Origin of the sequence: Paenibacillus silvae, assembly GCF_014639235.1 — a bacterium.
In the GTDB taxonomy this organism is placed as follows: Bacteria; Bacillota; Bacilli; order Paenibacillales; family Paenibacillaceae; genus Paenibacillus; species Paenibacillus silvae.
The window spans coordinates 141579-158006 of record NZ_BMFU01000001.1; the positions used below are offsets into that span (position 1 = coordinate 141579).

The 16428-nt window shown below is 45.3% G+C and carries 12 protein-coding genes; 3 read left to right on the forward strand and 9 right to left on the reverse strand.

All coding sequences use genetic code 11. The features are described from left to right. Positions 1-29: 29 nt before the first annotated feature. Positions 30-2753: a family 78 glycoside hydrolase catalytic domain gene (locus IEW26_RS00600; RefSeq protein ID WP_188590976.1), complete on the reverse strand. Its 2724-nt coding sequence runs from the start codon at positions 2751-2753 to the stop codon at positions 30-32. A 138-nt stretch (positions 2754-2891) separates the two neighbouring features. Here IEW26_RS00600 and IEW26_RS00605 point away from each other — a divergent pair, with 138 nt between their 5' ends. Continuing rightward, positions 2892-3773 carry an AraC family transcriptional regulator gene (locus tag IEW26_RS00605; RefSeq protein ID WP_188590977.1) on the forward strand — a complete coding sequence of 294 codons (882 nt, stop codon included), beginning with the start codon at positions 2892-2894 and terminating at the stop codon, positions 3771-3773. Positions 3774-3807: 34 nt separating this feature from the next. Here the strand turns inward: IEW26_RS00605 and IEW26_RS00610 are convergent, their stop codons facing one another. Further along, positions 3808-4380, reverse strand: a complete 573-nt coding sequence (locus IEW26_RS00610; RefSeq protein WP_188590978.1) for a 5' nucleotidase, NT5C type — start codon at positions 4378-4380, stop codon at positions 3808-3810. A gap of 360 nt (positions 4381-4740) precedes the next feature. Between IEW26_RS00610 and IEW26_RS00615 the strand changes: the two genes are divergently transcribed. Next, positions 4741-5772, forward strand: a complete 1032-nt coding sequence (locus IEW26_RS00615; protein ID WP_188590979.1) for a hypothetical protein — start codon at positions 4741-4743, stop codon at positions 5770-5772. A 56-nt stretch (positions 5773-5828) separates the two neighbouring features. Here IEW26_RS00615 and IEW26_RS00620 read toward each other — a convergent pair whose 3' ends face one another. The 4 genes from IEW26_RS00620 to zwf all read right to left on the reverse strand — a co-directional run bounded on the left by IEW26_RS00620 (position 5829) and on the right by zwf (position 10889). Next, positions 5829-6932, reverse strand: coding sequence for a metallophosphoesterase (locus IEW26_RS00620; RefSeq protein ID WP_188590980.1), 1104 nt, complete (start codon positions 6930-6932; stop codon positions 5829-5831). A gap of 238 nt (positions 6933-7170) precedes the next feature. Continuing rightward, complete coding sequence (gnd, locus tag IEW26_RS00625; protein WP_188590981.1) at positions 7171-8589, reverse strand: NADP-dependent phosphogluconate dehydrogenase; 1419 nt, start codon at positions 8587-8589, stop codon at positions 7171-7173. A gap of 67 nt (positions 8590-8656) precedes the next feature. Continuing rightward, complete coding sequence (gene fsa / locus IEW26_RS00630) at positions 8657-9322, reverse strand: fructose-6-phosphate aldolase (protein ID WP_090916923.1); 666 nt, start codon at positions 9320-9322, stop codon at positions 8657-8659. Between the two features lie 43 nt (positions 9323-9365). Further along, entirely contained in the window at positions 9366-10889 is a 1524-nt protein-coding gene (zwf, locus tag IEW26_RS00635; protein WP_145401317.1) for a glucose-6-phosphate dehydrogenase, read from the reverse strand. Between the two features lie 114 nt (positions 10890-11003). Here zwf and IEW26_RS00640 point away from each other — a divergent pair, with 114 nt between their 5' ends. Next, positions 11004-11894, forward strand: a complete 891-nt coding sequence (locus IEW26_RS00640) for a LysR family transcriptional regulator (RefSeq protein ID WP_111273383.1) — start codon at positions 11004-11006, stop codon at positions 11892-11894. 157 nt (positions 11895-12051) lie between these two features. Here the strand turns inward: IEW26_RS00640 and IEW26_RS00645 are convergent, their stop codons facing one another. The 3 genes from IEW26_RS00645 to IEW26_RS00655 are packed head-to-tail and all read right to left on the reverse strand — an operon-like array spanning position 12052 to position 16121. Beyond that, the gene (locus IEW26_RS00645; protein ID WP_229729596.1) at positions 12052-14070 is read right to left on the reverse strand and encodes a chemotaxis protein CheA; all 2019 of its coding nucleotides are present in this window, start codon (positions 14068-14070) and stop codon (positions 12052-12054) included. Between the two features lie 11 nt (positions 14071-14081). After that, positions 14082-14507, reverse strand: a complete 426-nt coding sequence (locus tag IEW26_RS00650) for a chemotaxis protein CheW (RefSeq protein ID WP_111273384.1) — start codon at positions 14505-14507, stop codon at positions 14082-14084. Between the two features lie 24 nt (positions 14508-14531). Continuing rightward, positions 14532-16121, reverse strand: coding sequence for a methyl-accepting chemotaxis protein (locus tag IEW26_RS00655; protein WP_145401315.1), 1590 nt, complete (start codon positions 16119-16121; stop codon positions 14532-14534). Positions 16122-16428: the final 307 nt, after the last annotated feature.

Genomic DNA, 16428 nt, shown 5'->3' on the forward strand with positions numbered 1-16428 from the left:
TTTAATCAGCTGGCGAGGAGATTACAATCTTATTTTATCGTATTTTCAGTAAACAAGGTTGAACTGTGTTCATCACCTTCTCCTTCAATGATGTTATAGATGAATCGATAGTTTCCAGAGCCTACAGTCAGGTCCACATGCGTGCCCGAACTCTCTAAAACCTGAATCTCGGGAGAATCGTCAAGCAGCCTGCCATTTTCCATAATTGTTTGACGATCAGCATTAGGCAGACGCACTTCAGCACTCGTATTAGCTGGAACCTGAACGCAGAGCTCCAGTACTCCATTCGCCTGCCGATGCCAGCTGGACTTTACATTGCCATACATGCTCTCATAGCTTGCTTCTGCCCATTCCAGTCCCGGGCCCGGATGCGGCTTGATGTGTACCTTTTTAAAACCAGGCTCCTGCTCATCCGGCCGAATACCTGCTACGTAACGATATAACCACTCTCCAATAGCACCATAAGCATAGTGGTTAAACGAGTTCATATCAGCACTCCACAGGCTTCCGTCCTCCCTCATGCCGTCCCAGTGTTCCCATACAGTCGTTGCTCCCTGGGTTACCTGGTAAAGCCAGGACGGATAATCCTCCTGCAATAATAATTCATAAGCCAGATCATTCCTGCCCATATCGCTTAGTACCGGATTCAGATAAGGAGTACCTACAAATCCAGTCGTAAGATGGTTTTGTGTTTCTTTCAACAGTTCAGTCAATTGAGCAGCGGCACGAGTACAAGCTGATGTTTCCAGCAGACCAAACTGCAGGGCTAGTACATGCGCTGTCTGAGTGGGAACTGCAATTCTGCCTGCAGGAGTGACATATTCGTCTCGAAACGCCTTCACAATATTCCGATGCAGCTCATCATAATACTCTACATCCTGCAACTTGCCGAGTGCAGCCGCTGCTTTGCGAGTCAACGAAACTGAGTATGCGTAAAATGCCGTTGCCACATAATGAATATCCGTCGCGCCAACATAGCTGCCTGATTTAGAATCCAGTGCAAGCCAGTCTCCAAAGTGAAAGCCTGTATTCCAGAGGAAAGCATTCTCACCCTGCTCATAAATATACGCGACCCATCTCTGCATACTTTCATATTGCTCCTTAAGCAGTCGCATGTCACCATACATTTCGTATATAACCCATGGACAGATCACGGCCGCGTCCCCCCATGCAGCTGAGGAATGACTTGTATCTCCCCAGCCTTGAGAGGTAGAGCTTCGCAGGTCTGGGACAAAAAACGGTATCCCCCCATCCTCTCCTTGCTCTGCTCGTAGATCCCGAAGCCACTTCGTAAAAAAGGGGGCCGTGTTCATCAGATATGCGGAGGTTCTGATAAACATTTGTGCATCCCCCGTCCACCCCAGCCGCTCATCCCGCTGTGGACAATCGGTTGGTACGTCAAGAAAGTTCCCTTTCTGTCCCCATACAATATTATGATGGAGTTGATTGACCAGCGAGTTGGAGCAAGCAAAGTCGCCTGTACGATCCATGTTGGAATGCAGTACAACTCCCGTAAACTGATCCAAAGTAACCTTCTCCGGAAAACCAATTAATTTTACATAACGGAAGCCCTGAAATGTAAAGTGGGGTTCATATGTCTCCACCCCCTGACCATGAAGGGTATATCGGATCCTTTGCTTTGCAGCACGAAGATTGTCAACATAAAAATTCCCTTCGTGATCCAGAATTTCGGCATGGTGCAGCTCAACCGTCTGCCCTGCATTGCCCTCAATGCTGAATCTCATCCAGCCTACCATGTTCTGTCCCATGTCCAGCACCCGATCCCCTTGCGGTGTTGTCAGCAAAGCTGTCGGTTGGAGCCGCTCCATCTGCATGACAGGTACATTTTCCTGCGCAACGATCCTCTTTTTGGGATAGGAAAGAACCTCAACGGGTGACCATTCGCATCGAGACTGATCTCCCCAGTCGGTATCCATCCTCGCATCATAGGTTTCTCCCATATATATATCCGACATACGTATGGCACTAGGTGCAGCAGACCACTCTTCGTTCGAACCGATCACTTCTTCTGACCCGTCCGCATATCGAATATGAAGCTCCAGCAATAGTGCAGATGTGGGACCAAAAATCTCCCGTTCTTTATTCCAGCCAAGATATCCCCGATACCAGCCATCCCCAAGGTAAGCTCCAAGCACATTATCCCCAGACTGAAGCTGATGGGTTACATCATAGGTTTGATATTGCAAGCGCTTACTATATGTAGTCCAGCCTGGCGTAAAATAAGCATCACCTACCCGAGCATGATTCAGATGCAGCTCATACAATCCAAGTGCCGTAGCGTAAATTGTTGCAGCGAGAACAGGTTTCACAATCTGAAAGCACTTCCGCATACGTGGACAGGAAGTGTCAGGTTCACCGGATATGCTGGCTGTAATCCACTCCCCGGTCCATTCCGTGCTGTCTTCCATGCGGCCCATCTCAAAAAAAGCGGTATCCGACCACCCTGATGCTTCTTCAAATGCATCCCGAACCCGGACCCGGTAATAATACCTTGTTCGGGCAGCAGGTTGAAAACCTTCCAGCTCGACATGAACGGACTGATCTGATTTCAACTCTTGTGTATCCCATACAATATCTGCAAAATCGGGTGTATGAGACAGCTGAACCTGATAAGACAACTGCATACAGTTTCTTCGATCCGATTCCAATTTCCAACTCAGTCGGGGTGACCGGACATCCAATCCTATCGGATTCATTCGATATTCGCAGCGAAGGTCATTAACCTTTAACATATTGTGCTCATCCTCTCTATTATGGCTTCCGTTGACAGGTTACGATATAATTATATTAATTCTGTCGCGTGAAATATCCGGCAAAGCGGACTTTTTTATCCGCCAATACAGCCATCTATTTCGAAGGAGAAACTGTGTATGAAAATGTCTGTGGAACAGTTGAAAAGCGAATCCTTTCTGAATCTCCCGCTGCAGTTATTCGTCAATCGTTGCTCTGAAAACTTTGTGATGCCTTTTCATACGCATGATTTCATTGAGTACAGTTACGTTGCGGAAGGCAGAGGGTTTCACCATATCGGTGATGATATTGTACCTGTCAGCAAAGGCATGTTATTTGTCATTCCAGTCGGAATTCCTCATGTCTTTCGCCCTATGAGCACGAATGCAGCAAAAGCCCCCTTGATTATCTACAACTGTTTGTTTAATTCAGAATTAATACATTCACTGAGACACATTCTTCGGGATGAGTACCTCATTCAGCATCTAGTGGATTTGGAGCAGAACCAGCAGCATTATATTTCCGTTACAGACCATTCCGGCCGCTTGGAAGAAATAATGATACAGTTGTACCGTGAATTTTCCGTTCCCGGGCCAGGTTCTCTCGCCATGCTAGACACGCTGGTTAGCCAATTAATTATCATGACTTACAGACAGAATCAACAGAGGAATGATCAGAACTACGCTCACAACCCTCCCGTCCCTCATGACATGGAAGCCATGCTTCTTTATCTCAGGCAGCACCTCAGTGAACGCATTCAAATGAAGAATTTGGTGCAGCTATCCCGGTGGAGTGAAAAGAAGATCGGACGAATGTTTATCCGCTATACCGGACAGACATTCGGAGCATATTTTCAGCATCTACGCATTCAAAAAAGCTGTGAACTGTTAAAACAAACCGACCATAAAGTAAGTATGATCGCTGAAATGGTCGGCTATCAGGACATGGATTCCTTTTATGCTGCCTTCAAAAAAATAACAGGTGAGACTCCGCTAGTTTATCGCAAAAAATCCAGAGTATAACTTTCTACTCCGGATACGTTAGTAAGGTTAAATGTTAGATATGAAGACCTTGGGGCTGCAATAGCTCATCAATATACAGCTTCGCATCCTTCCAGGAAGACATTTGCGGAAACCCATAATGCTCAAGCTGCTGCTTGTTCCATGGATGCGGGATGCGGATCACTTTCCGTCCACTCTCAAAAGCCGGAATCAAATTATGCGGTCCGTCATCAATCAAAAGATCGAAGGCAAGCAGATTTTTGCGCTTGCACGTTATAAACTGCTCAAGCGTAATAAACGGCATATGTTTCTGCAGCCAATTCCACTTTTCCAGGACCGTTTTGGGTTCTGCCGCCGTCACAATAATCAGGTCATACGCCTCGTTGATCTTGCTCAATTCTTCCACGACGTACTCGTCATAAAGCTCGAGTTCCTCAAACAGACCAGGCCGGCCATAGAACACCTCATGTGTACTTTCCGGGTGACGCAAATGGGTAGTATCCCAGTGCACCATTTCTTCATACTGAAGCGGATGGCTCGGGTAACTGATATTGTTATGGTATATCGCCCGCTTGACCAGATGACAGATCGTGTCATCCATATCCACGGCAATTATAGGTTTTGTCATCGTTATTCCTCCCTGATACGAACACAGTATACCACTTCGTCTGCTATATCGTCATTCATTTTTTATGTATATAAATACAAAAAAAGCTCTGCTTCGCGGCAAAATACCATGAAACAGAGCGGATTCGTCCCATATCAATCCAGATTTTCGCCGTCTGAAGCAATTACTTTCTGATACTAGCCGGGTTGAATGCACTGATCAAATCGATGACTCCCCAGATCGTATAACTGGTTCCTAAATATCTGTTTACAGAGGCTAACTTATAGAATTATGCAACATTTTCCTTTTCATCCACGTTAATAGTGTATCCAGGCATGAATATCTAATACCATCACACTTATGTAATCAGGAGGAATAACCTTGAAAAAATTTGTTTCTATAACCGCAGCGATCACTTCTATGACACTATTGTTATCCACAGCTCCCATCACATACGCTCAATCCAATGAATCATCGGCTGTTCAGGATGAGCAAAGCACTCTGAAACTGGATAAAAAAGCAACAAAGCTGTTAACGGATGCAATCACAAAACTGGCTGGTAAACAAACGATACAATTTACATCGGTAGATACTTCATTTGTAGATGCTTCATATAATGAGTGGCATATTGATGCCACATTGACCGGCACAGCCAAGGCCGATGTCTCTCAACGCTATGATCCCAAAAAGGGACAAGTTACTTCCACTTTGATTAGTTATGCAGGCGATGATCTCAACAAAGTCATGGATGAAGCTTTACGCACCAAAATAACCACTTTTCTGAATACCTTTGATAATGACAAAAAATTCGAAGTTGAGGGCTTCTGGCGTGTAAATCACTTAGAGAGAGAAAACGGACTCAAAAATTACTGGGTCATTTGGGGGACTAAGCAAAGTCTGTATGTTGATCTGGATCACAACAACCAAATGTCGGCAAGTATTCAATATAAAATACAGGATGCACGAGCTGCCCTAACCAATAAAGCCCGGAACTCGCTCAAAACACTTGGCATATCCACCGTGAAACCATTCGATTATGCGCTGCTCACCAAAGCAAACAACGATACGCTGTGGAAATATCAGGATGACAGCAGTTTGAACTACGTACACATTGGAAGTAACACCGGCAAGGTGTGGAAGGTGGAAAACGAACTGGGCAAGGACTGGAACAATGATGCTGATTTCAAAAAGTCTTTTGCTAAACCTAAGCTGAGTCAAAGTAAAGCACTCTCCGTCGCAGCATCTAAAGTAAAATCGATCTTTGGCCTGAATTTAAAAGGTTATTCAGTTCATATCAAAGATAATGAATACACCTTTAAGAAAAAAGGAGCCACTACAATCGTAGGTAAAATCAACAAAAAGGGTGCTTTTTTTTCGTTTGAAGCTATTCCCACTAATGGAGTAAGAAACTAACTTCACGTTTGTAGAAAAAAGCAAAGAGGCCCCTTCTGCCACGAAGGGGCTTTTTGTTATTGCTCGAAGGTCACATTAATCTGTACAATCTCGGAACGACTGCTTGTGCGGATCGGAGGTCCCCAGAAACCAAAGCCTGAGGTAACGATGGAATGCATAGAGCCCTTCTGCAGATAACCCCAGTCATTTTCATAAATGGCCTGTGTAATCCACTGAGCTGGTGCAATCTGGCCCCGATGAGTGTGACCGGATACAACCAGGTCCACCTTGTTCTGCTCAGCGATATCCAGATCATAAGGCTGATGATCCATCATAATGACAGGCTGGTTCAGATCGGTATTTTTCATGAGTTCTGCGACCTCTGCCCGATCCTGTTCAGTTCGATCCTTGCGTCCAATCAGCGTAATTTGGTTATCCAGAACGATCTTGTCATCATACAGCACCTTCATATTACTTTTCTCCAATGCTGCAATCAGCTCCTCGACCGGTCCGTCGAATTTGTCATGATTCCCGAGCGAAGCATATACACCATAAGGTGCATGGATGTCACGAATGATGTCCGCAATTCCACTTTTCTCATACATCGCCAGATTGTCATCTATCAGATCCCCTGGGTATAACACAAGGTCTGGCTTCAGTGCATTGATCTCCTCCACCATACGTTTCGCATGGGCAGGGCCTGACAACAGACCGAAATGCATATCGGCCGCCATCACAATGTTCAGCTTATCGATCCCCTCTACCTTTTTATCAATCTGAATGTTGTATTGTCTGACGACCGGGCTGTACGCATTATATATGCCATACCCCATCGTTGCAACAAGAAGCACCAGCGTTACAACTCCCGCCCATTTGTGCGCGTGATGCCGTGGAATACGGGTCAATCGAAGCAGCCATAGCGTCAGATGCACAACCGGTAGAATGAGAAGTAATAGTGAGAAGATTGCCAGCCAGTAAGAACCGATAATGCCAAGAAACGAAATACTGCCAAACAGACGAGCCAGAATAAAGGAAACTGCCAGGAACACAAGCCCTGTAATATATAACCAGCGGAATCTTGCCGCCACGACAGGTTTCATCCAGCTCCAGCCGCTCCAGCCTATGTAGAATACTAATAATCCATATACGAGCAAAAACAGAATACCTACGAGTACAAACATGCCTGGCCTGACCTCCACGTTCAAAAAGTAATATACTATTTTAACGAAAACTACTCCGTCTGAACTAGTATAACGTAAATAGAGGGGTTCCAGCATCTTTTGCAAACTACAGATAGGTACATTTTATTACAATTTGATGATGTTTAATTTTGAAACAATAAAACACCTCTTCCGCCTCCGATGAGTAAGCATACTCAAAGCGAAGTGTGGGAAGAGGTGTATTTATTTCGTAACTATATTACTCGTTAGTATCCATCCATTGGAAGTGGAATGAACCTTCTTTGTCCACACGTTGGAATGTGTGTGCGCCGAAGTAGTCACGTTGAGCTTGCAGCAGGTTTGCTGGCAAACGCTCTGTGCGATAGCTGTCGTAGTAGGACAATGCGCTGGAGAATCCTGGTACCGGAATCCCTTGTTTCACCGCAGCTGCCACAACTTCACGCCAAGCATCCTGATAGGATTCTACGATGTTTTGGAAGTATGGATCAAGCAGCAGGTTTTTGAGCGCTGCGTCTTTGTCGTATGCTTCCTTGATGTTTTGCAGGAACTGCGAACGGATAATGCAGCCGCCGCGGAAGATCATCGCGATGTTGCCGTATTTCAGATCCCAGCCATACTCGTCAGATGCAGCACGCATCTGTGCGAAGCCTTGGGCATAGGATACGATTTTACTTGCGAACAGTGCTTTGCGCACGCTCTCGATGAACGCTTTTTTGTCACCGGAGAATGCTTCGGCTTTAGGTCCGTTCAGAATTTTGCTTGCCGCGATACGCTCGTCTTTCATGGCTGACAAGAAACGGGAGAATACGGATTCCGTAATCATGGACAGCGGTACGCCGAGATCCAGCGCGCTTTGGCTTGTCCATTTGCCTGTTCCTTTTTGTCCAGCCGCATCCAGAATGACATCCACCATCGGTTTGCCTGTTTCCGGATCGTATTTGGAGAAGATGTCAGCTGTAATCTCGATCAGATAGCTGTCCAGTTCACCTTTGTTCCACTCTGTAAAGATTTCATGCAGTTCCTCTACAGAAACGTTCAATACAGATTTGAGCAAGTGGTACGCCTCACCAATCAACTGCATATCACCATACTCAATACCGTTATGAACCATTTTCACATAGTGTCCCGCACCGTCTGGTCCGATATACGTGCTGCATGCATCGTCGCCCACTTTAGCTGAAATTGCTGTCAGAATCGGCTCTACGAGTTCATAAGCACTTTCTTGACCACCAGGCATGATCGCAGGGCCTTTCAGAGCACCCTCCTCACCACCAGATACACCTGCGCCGATGAAGCGGAAGCCTTTTGCTTCCAGCTCTTTGCTGCGACGCTGAGTGTCAGGGTAATAAGCATTACCGCCATCAATGATGATGTCGCCTTGATCCAGATGTGGAAGCAGCTGCTCAATGGTTGCGTCTGTTGCTTTACCCGCCTGCACCATGATCAGAATTTTGCGCGGGGACTCCAGAGAAGCTACGAACTCTTCAATCGAGAACGTGCCAATCAGGTTTTTACCCTCTGCTTCCTTCAGCAGATCATGCGTTTTCTCAGGGGAACGGTTAAATACCGCTACTGAGAAGCCTTTGCTTTCAATGTTAAAAGCAAGGTTTTTCCCCATTACTGCCAGTCCAATAACACCAATCTGTTGTTTACTCATTATGTCCTCCCAATACTCCATGAATGATATATGTTTAGTTAAATCTTGTTAACGGTCAACGCGCAGCTTATTGTACTGTTTTTTTCCAGTCTGCTGCAAATTTCTCCATACCTTGATCTGTCAGCGGGTGTTTGGAGATTTGTTCGATGACTGCAAATGGAACTGTAGCAATATGCGCTCCAGCCATCGCCACACGTGTAACGTGATCCGGATGTCTCACGGATGCAGCTATGATCTGAGCATCCAGGTTATGTGTGCGGAACAGCTCAGCCACTTTAGCTACCAGTTGCACGCCATCTTCCGAGATGTCGTCCAGACGGCCCAGGAACGGAGATACATATGTTGCCCCTGCACGAGCTGCAAGCAGCGCCTGGTTCACCGTGAAGATCAATGTCACGTTTGTTTTAACACCTTTTTTAGTCAAGTAGCGGCAAGCTTCCAGACCTGCAAGTGTCATTGGCAGTTTAATCGTAATATTTTTGTCATTGTTGTTGATTTTAATCAATTCATTGGCTTGTGCGATCATCTCTTCAGCAGTCAGTGCGTCAGGCGTTACTTCAGCAGAAACGGACTCAACTTCAGGTACAAGCTTCAAAATCTCTTCGATGCGATCCTCGAATTTCACACCTTCTTTGGCTACCAGAGAAGGGTTGGTTGTTACACCGGACAATACACCGATTTTATATGCTTTTTGAATGTCTTCCACGTTAGCTGTATCAATAAAAAATTTCATGACTGAATTACCTCCGATTATTTTGGTTTTTTCGTTTTTTTAATTAGATGTTGCCGTTAACTGCTATTGGTACGTCGCTGTCTTCCTCGGAAATCAGTTCAGATGGCTCATCAAACCACCAGTGGTGACCATCTGCTTCCAGCATGGCATCCGATTCCGCAGGACCATAACTTCCGGCAGCATACAAGTGAAGCGGAAGAAGATTTTCATTAAATGCATCCAGAATTGGCTGTACCCAAGCCCATGATAACTCAACTTCATCCCAATGTGCAAAAAATGTTGGATCGCCATGCAGCGCATCGCGAATCAGGTTCTCATAAGCCTCGGCCAGATCTCCCTGATCTGGAGCAAGATCGATGTGAACCGGCTTGAATTCACCTTTATTCTCAGGATCACTTGCATTCAATTGAAGAGTCATGCTTTGATCCGGGCTCATCTCGATCACAAGCAGGTTCGGCTTCGAGCCGTTATTCTTGATCAGGTGGCCCTGGCCAGAAGGTTCCTTGAACTCAATCACGATTCGTGTTGACTTCTCCTTCATTCTTTTACCCGTACGGATGTAAAACGGAACACCTCTCCAGAAGAAATCATCAATTTGCAGCTTGGCCGCAATAAATGTGTCATTCATCGTGTTCTCCGCTACCCCGGGCTCATCGGTGTATGCATGTACCGGTTTGCCTTGGATGCTGCCTGCAGCATACTGTCCGCGAATGATACTTGCACCCACCGTTTGCTTCTGCAATGGCTGAATGGATTCCATGATATGTTTTTTCTTCTGTCCCACATTTTCGGAAGTGCTGTTATATGGGAGCTGGATAGCCATCATCATCAGCAATTGCAGCATATGGTTCTGGAACATGTCGCGAACAGCACCGACATGATCATAATAGGATGCACGTTCTTCAACGCCTACAGTCTCATTGGCAGTAATTTGCACGTTGGAGATATAACGGTTGTTCCAGAGCGCCTTCATAATCGGGTTGCTCTGATGCAGCGTCTCAAGCTTCTGCACCATCGGTTTGCCCAAGTAATGGTCAATCCGGTAAATCTCTTCCTCCGTAAAGGACTCGCTCAGCTTGCGATTGAGGTCACGAGCAGACTGCAGGTCATGACCAAACGGTTTCTCAATAACAAGACGTTTCCAGCCCTGCGTCGAGCCCAGGCCGCTTGATTGAATATTTTCAGCAATCGGTTCGAAGAACTCCGGTCCAACAGAGAGATAAAACAAACGGTTGGATGGAATGCCCAGCTCGGCCTCTCTTTGTTCAACCAATTGCAGTAACTTTATATAATCTTCCTTATGGCTGATATTCAATACACTGTATCGGAAAGCTTTCACAAATGATTTGACCGAATCATGATCTCCCTGACGTCTGGAGAATTCATGTAAAGATTTTTCCACTTGAGCCTGGAAAAATTCATCCGACCACTCTCTGCGGCCCAGGCCGATCAGGGAGAAGGTTTCTGGAAGCTTACGCTCAAGATATAAATTATATAAGGCAGGATATATTTTTCTTTTGGCTAAATCGCCAGTAGCTCCAAATAAAACAATTGTAGTTGGTTCCATCTCTTACCGTGCTCCTTCCAAGTAACTCTGGTTTCTTTGCTGTAGTTACACTATAATACGTTTTATAGCTATACAAGTAATTAATATATTTCACAGGAGCTATAGACGATATCTATGACAACAAATTATGAGTTATATAAAGTCTTCTATTGGGCTGCCAAAACGGGCAGTCTGACCCAGGCTGCCAAAGCTTTGTACATTACACAACCAAGCGTCAGCCATGCCATTAAACAGCTGGAGGACAGCTTTGGACTCACCCTCTTTTATCGAAATTCAAAAGGTGTTGCATTGACTCAGGAGGGAGCTAGTCTTTATTCCTATATCGAACAGTCTCAGATTCTGATCTCGCTCGCAGAAGAGAAAATGGCTGCACTCAAAAACCTGGACAACGGGGAACTGCGGATCGGCGGCAGCGACTCACTGTTCAAGCATTACATGTTATCGTACATTGAGGAATTCCATATTCAGTACCCTAACATCAAGCTGCATTTAAGTCATGGCACGACACCAGAAGTCATTACGTTTCTGAAGGAAGGTAAAATTGATCTCGGTGTTGTACGCATGCCAATCGTTGATCCTCAACTTGAAGTTCGCGAGAGCATTCAGCTCAAGGATTGCTTTGTTGCAGGGGAGCGTTATGCCCAATTGAAAGGAAAAGTACTAACCCTTGAACAGTTGCTTGAGCATGAGCTCATCCTGTTTTCCAGAAACAGTCGGGTTCGAATGGCTATTACCGAGCTGTTCAACAGCTACAACTACACATTGAAACCTGAGATCGAAGTCGGCAGTGTTGATCTGTTAATAGAATTCGCTCGCCGCGGATTGGGTATCTCCTATGTCACACGTGAGTTCATCTCCAAAGAGCTGGAGGATGGCTCCCTGTTTGAGATTCAGCTGGACGTGCCACTCCCGCCTTCCCATGTCGGAATTATGACCAAACGAAACATGCCGATCTCCTCGGCTGCCAATCGGTTTATGGATTTGATTTTCAAGGCACAGACTTGATAGTCCCCGGCCATTCATCTATTAATAAACATAAACAGCCACAAGATTCCAGGGTTAACCGGAACTTGTGGCTATTTGCTATGTTTGGCTATGATGATTTTACGGAAAAGGACAAAAGCGCTTCTACCGTAAGTATATGCTCACTATAGGTGATTCCTTAATGGCTTACAAGATACGATGCGTCCAGAATCAGAGCTACTTTGCCATTCCCCAGAATGGTAGCACCAGATAGATGGTTCATTGCTCCAAGATACGTGCCAAGTGTCTTGATAACCACCTCCTGATTCCCGATGATCTCATCTACCGCATAAGCTGCAACTTTATCAACCGAACGTACAATGACGATAGGAATCGTTTTGGAGCGACGCTCCGAATTGGCATAATTCAGCTTCTCACTCAAGCGGTAAAAGGGGACAATACGCCCATGATTAAGAATCGATTGCTGACCCTGAATCATCTGAATATCAGCTGGCATAATTCGTACAATCTCGGCTACATTGTACATTGGCAGGATCATGACACGACCTGAAACCTTCACCAACAGCCCTTTGATAATAGCTAAGGTTAGTGGCAGTCGAATTGTAAAGGTCGTGCCCACGCCGACCTGCGTATCAATATCGATGATGCCGTTAAGCCTTCCGATCTGGCTGCGCACAATATCCATACCGACACCCCGGCCGGATACATCGCTGACTGTCGAAGCAGTGGAAAACCCCGGCTCAAAGATCAGATGAACGGCTTCGTCTGTATTCAACCGCGCAGCCTGCTCTTCATTGATGATGCCTTTAGCCAATGCAGAGGCTTTGATCTTCTCGCCATCAATACCCTTACCATCATCCGAATAACGGATGACAACATGATTTTCCTCATGAAATGAAGTTAATGTAATACGACCTTTGGACGGTTTCCCGTGTGCCGCACGTACCTGCTCACTTTCAATGCCATGATCGGCACTGTTACGAATGAGATGGATTAACGGGTCGCTTAACTCCTCAATAATCATGCGATCCAGTTCAGTCTCTCCTCCGTGAATAACAAGCTCCAGCTCTTTGCCCAGCTTCTGTGACAAGTCACGTACCAGCCTTGGAAATCGGTTAAACAATTGATCGATGGGCAGCATACGCGTTTTCATGACCCCATCCTGCAATTCCTTGATTACTTGTCCCATATGATCGGATACTCCGCCAATTTTTTGAAGCAGAGCTGAGGTATCCTTTCGGGCACCAGATCTGCTCAGATCGGCCAAGGATGTCTGATCAATCAGCAATTCACCCACCAGATTCATCAGATGATCAAGCCGCTCGACATTTACCCTAACTGTAGGCTGCATCGTCTTTGTCTTATCTTCAATTGAAGGGGAGACGGATTCCGAAATACTTACACTTACCTCGTTCTCCGCTTTTGATTGCTCCAGCGTGGCTGCCGTTTCACTGCTATGCAGCAGGTATGGCTTCACATCGATGGTCTGAATATCCGAATCACCGGAAAGCACTTCTTTAATTCTGTTATCACTTAATGAGGACGAAATGACCATTATAAACTGTCTATAGAGTTCATCCTGCTCACCTGTATTCTGATTATCAAGACCTGTGTCTTCTGTAGAGCACGAGAGTACAGTGCCGCCACCTTCCTCCAAACGCTTACGGAGAATATGGTATCTTGGCTCTTTCATCATACAATCCTCACGAAGCAGTACATGCACAGCATACAATTGATGACCATTCATCACCGCTTCTTGTGCAGCATTTGCAGTGATCGGCTTCAACACAGCAGTTTGCAGCTTCACATCCAGCTTTGGTTTGCGAATCAAGGCATGTATCTCATGCACAACAGCTCGAACATCGGTATAGGGTTCCCCACGCACATATTGATCACGCAGCATCTTCATCGCATCCAGCGAACGAAAAAGGGTATCAATCAGTTCTGCGGTCATTTCCGGCTTCTCGGAGCGAACCCATTCCAGTGCAAATTCCACCTCATGAGTGAGATCACTTAATTCACGAAAATCCATGGTGGATGCCGAACCCTTGATTGTGTGAGCTGATCGGAATAACGTCTGGACCAGTTCAGAAGAAGGTGATTGCTCCAGTGCAAGTAAAGATTGATCCATTCGCTCCAATTGATCATTCAGTTCTTCGATAAAAATGTCACGGTAGGCAGACAAGTCCATCATCATATGAATTCCTCCTATCCGCCCAATATCTCATCCAGCTTCAAAATACCTACCAGTTCGTCTCCTTGTTGACCGATTCCTTGAAAGAACGCCTCACGGTAATGTCCGTGTCCTTCAGAGGGCGGATGAATCTCTGAATAGGTGGTCACTTTATTGACTCGATCAACAATTAGGCCGATATATTCTTCCCGGTAACGGACCACAATAATTCGTGTGGCTCTGGTTTCAGGTTCATCAGGCATGCCAAGCAAGCTGCGCAGACTCATTACACAAACAACTTTACCGCGCAAATTCATGACACCTTTAATTTCAGGCCGGCTGAACGGGATATCCGTGATACTGAGCATTTTGATAATTTCGTGAATCTCTTCTATGCGAATTGCACAGGTCTCTGCGCCAACAGCCAGTTCAATATATTGTTCTTTCTGAAGTGAAGACATTGTTTCACCCTCAATTCGTTGTATTTACTGAGTTTTGAAAGCTGCTGCGGACTGCGCAAGCTCTTCAGCCAGATGTGCCAGAGACTGACAAGTTGCCGCAGTTTCTTCTGAAGCAGCCGCAGATTCCTCACTGGAAGCCGAGATGGATTCCACTGAGCTCATAACTTCTGCCGCCTGTGCCGCTTCTTCTTCACATGCGGCCGCAATCTCATTTACTTTCTGTGATGAGTTGTTCACCATTTCAATAATTTGATCAAAAGCAGCTCCCGTTTTGGAGGACTGCTCCACACTGTCTGCAACAGCCTGTACACTTTGTTTTGTATTTTCCTGCATCACTTTAATTATCGTAGTAATCTCTTTTGTTGCTTCACCGCTTCGTTCAGCCAGCTTGCGAACTTCGTCCGCAACAACGGCGAAACCTCTGCCTTGCTCTCCTGCACGAGCTGCTTCAATTGCAGCATTCAGCGCAAGCAGGTTCGTCTGTTCAGCAATATCGTCAATGACTTCGATGATGTCGCCAATTTTTCGTGAATCCTCTTCAAGCTTCGCCATCTTCATATTTACAGCCTGCATGCCTTCCAGAGATGTTTGTACCACATGACCGCCTTCACGTGCCGTTTTCACGGTATCATTAGACAACTCTGCCGCTTCTTCAGCGCTAGCCGCCACAGAATTAATCGCGAGTGACAACTCCTTGAACAATTCGGAAATGTTGCCGGCCTCGCTGGATTGGCTTGTGCTGGTGCTTGCAATTTCCTGTGTACTTGCGGAGATTTGCTCCGAGGACGCCGCAACACTTTGGGAGTTCATTACAATGTTGTTGATTAGCATTTTCAGATTATCCACCATACGGTTAAGCGCGACTGCCAATTGACCCACTTCATCTTTACTGGAAATATCTGATTTCAACGTCAAATTACCGCCAGCTACTTCAGTTGCCAGATCAAGCATTGCCATAAGCGGTCTGGAGATGGATCTGGAGATGATAACGCCGATCAGAATGCTGAAAAGCACAGAACCAACCACCAAGACAATGGTTACTGTAAGGGCATTACTATAAGCCTGCTCGGACTTTGCATTATTTTGTTGTGCCAGATTTACATTAAGTTCAACCAGACTGGACAATGTTTTTACAACCTCGTCACCAGGCGGTTTGAGAGTCACTTTCAAAAATTGGATAAAACCTGCGTCATCGTTTGAAATTGCAAGCGTAACACCTTGATCATATAATTTCATGTAATTTTCATACTGACTTTCTAGTTTACGGAACATTTCACTTTCTTCGGCTGTTGTTGCAAGCGGTCGATAGGTTGCAAACCGTTCTTCCAGACTTTGACGAATCGAAGCCATGTTTTCCGTGATCCGCGTTTGTTCTGCTGCTACCTTTTCATTGTTCAGATCACGAATGTTAACACGCAGTCTTTGATATTCAACTTGAGCGGAGGTTAGCTCTCTGACTGAAACTAAATTGTTATTATACAGTTCCTCCATCCGATCATTCGTGCCTCTCAAAGTGAATATTGAATATATTCCCAGAGTCGCCAAAACCAAGGATACCACCAAAAACGCTGAAATAATTTTTGTTGCTGTTCTCAAATTACTGAACCATTTCATATGATCTCCTCCTAGTGTTTTTGTCCAGTTATGTAGGTTAGCTTTCTAGCCCCTTCTCCAGGCTGAGCCCTAGACAGTATACGATCTATTTCGACAGAAAAGTAATAAAACTGAATAGATTGTTTAAATATTTGTAATTTTTCACTTTTATGCATATTTTTTTTGATTAAAAAGACTCTTTCATTTTAATATGTATAAATATTATATTCTATTCGCACATCACTTTTTCACTTTCGCGAAAAATATATTCTAATCCAAACATATTAGCTCAAATCTATTTTATGATCATATCGAACTACATTTTGTA

Coding starts and splice junctions, on each gene's coding strand:
- IEW26_RS00600 (WP_188590976.1), bottom strand. CDS start 2,753: ATGTTAAAGGTTAATGACCTTCGCTGCGAATATCGAATGAATCCGATA.
- IEW26_RS00605 (WP_188590977.1), top strand. CDS start 2,892: ATGAAAATGTCTGTGGAACAGTTGAAAAGCGAATCCTTTCTGAATCTC.
- IEW26_RS00610 (WP_188590978.1), bottom strand. CDS start 4,380: ATGACAAAACCTATAATTGCCGTGGATATGGATGACACGATCTGTCAT.
- IEW26_RS00620 (WP_188590980.1), bottom strand. CDS start 6,932: ATGTTTGTACTCGTAGGTATTCTGTTTTTGCTCGTATATGGATTATTA.
- gnd (WP_188590981.1), bottom strand. CDS start 8,589: ATGAGTAAACAACAGATTGGTGTTATTGGACTGGCAGTAATGGGGAAA.
- fsa (WP_090916923.1), bottom strand. CDS start 9,322: ATGAAATTTTTTATTGATACAGCTAACGTGGAAGACATTCAAAAAGCA.
- zwf (WP_145401317.1), bottom strand. CDS start 10,889: ATGGAACCAACTACAATTGTTTTATTTGGAGCTACTGGCGATTTAGCC.
- IEW26_RS00640 (WP_111273383.1), top strand. CDS start 11,004: ATGACAACAAATTATGAGTTATATAAAGTCTTCTATTGGGCTGCCAAA.
- IEW26_RS00645 (WP_229729596.1), bottom strand. CDS start 14,070: ATGATGATGGACTTGTCTGCCTACCGTGACATTTTTATCGAAGAACTG.
- IEW26_RS00650 (WP_111273384.1), bottom strand. CDS start 14,507: ATGTCTTCACTTCAGAAAGAACAATATATTGAACTGGCTGTTGGCGCA.
- IEW26_RS00655 (WP_145401315.1), bottom strand. CDS start 16,121: ATGAAATGGTTCAGTAATTTGAGAACAGCAACAAAAATTATTTCAGCG.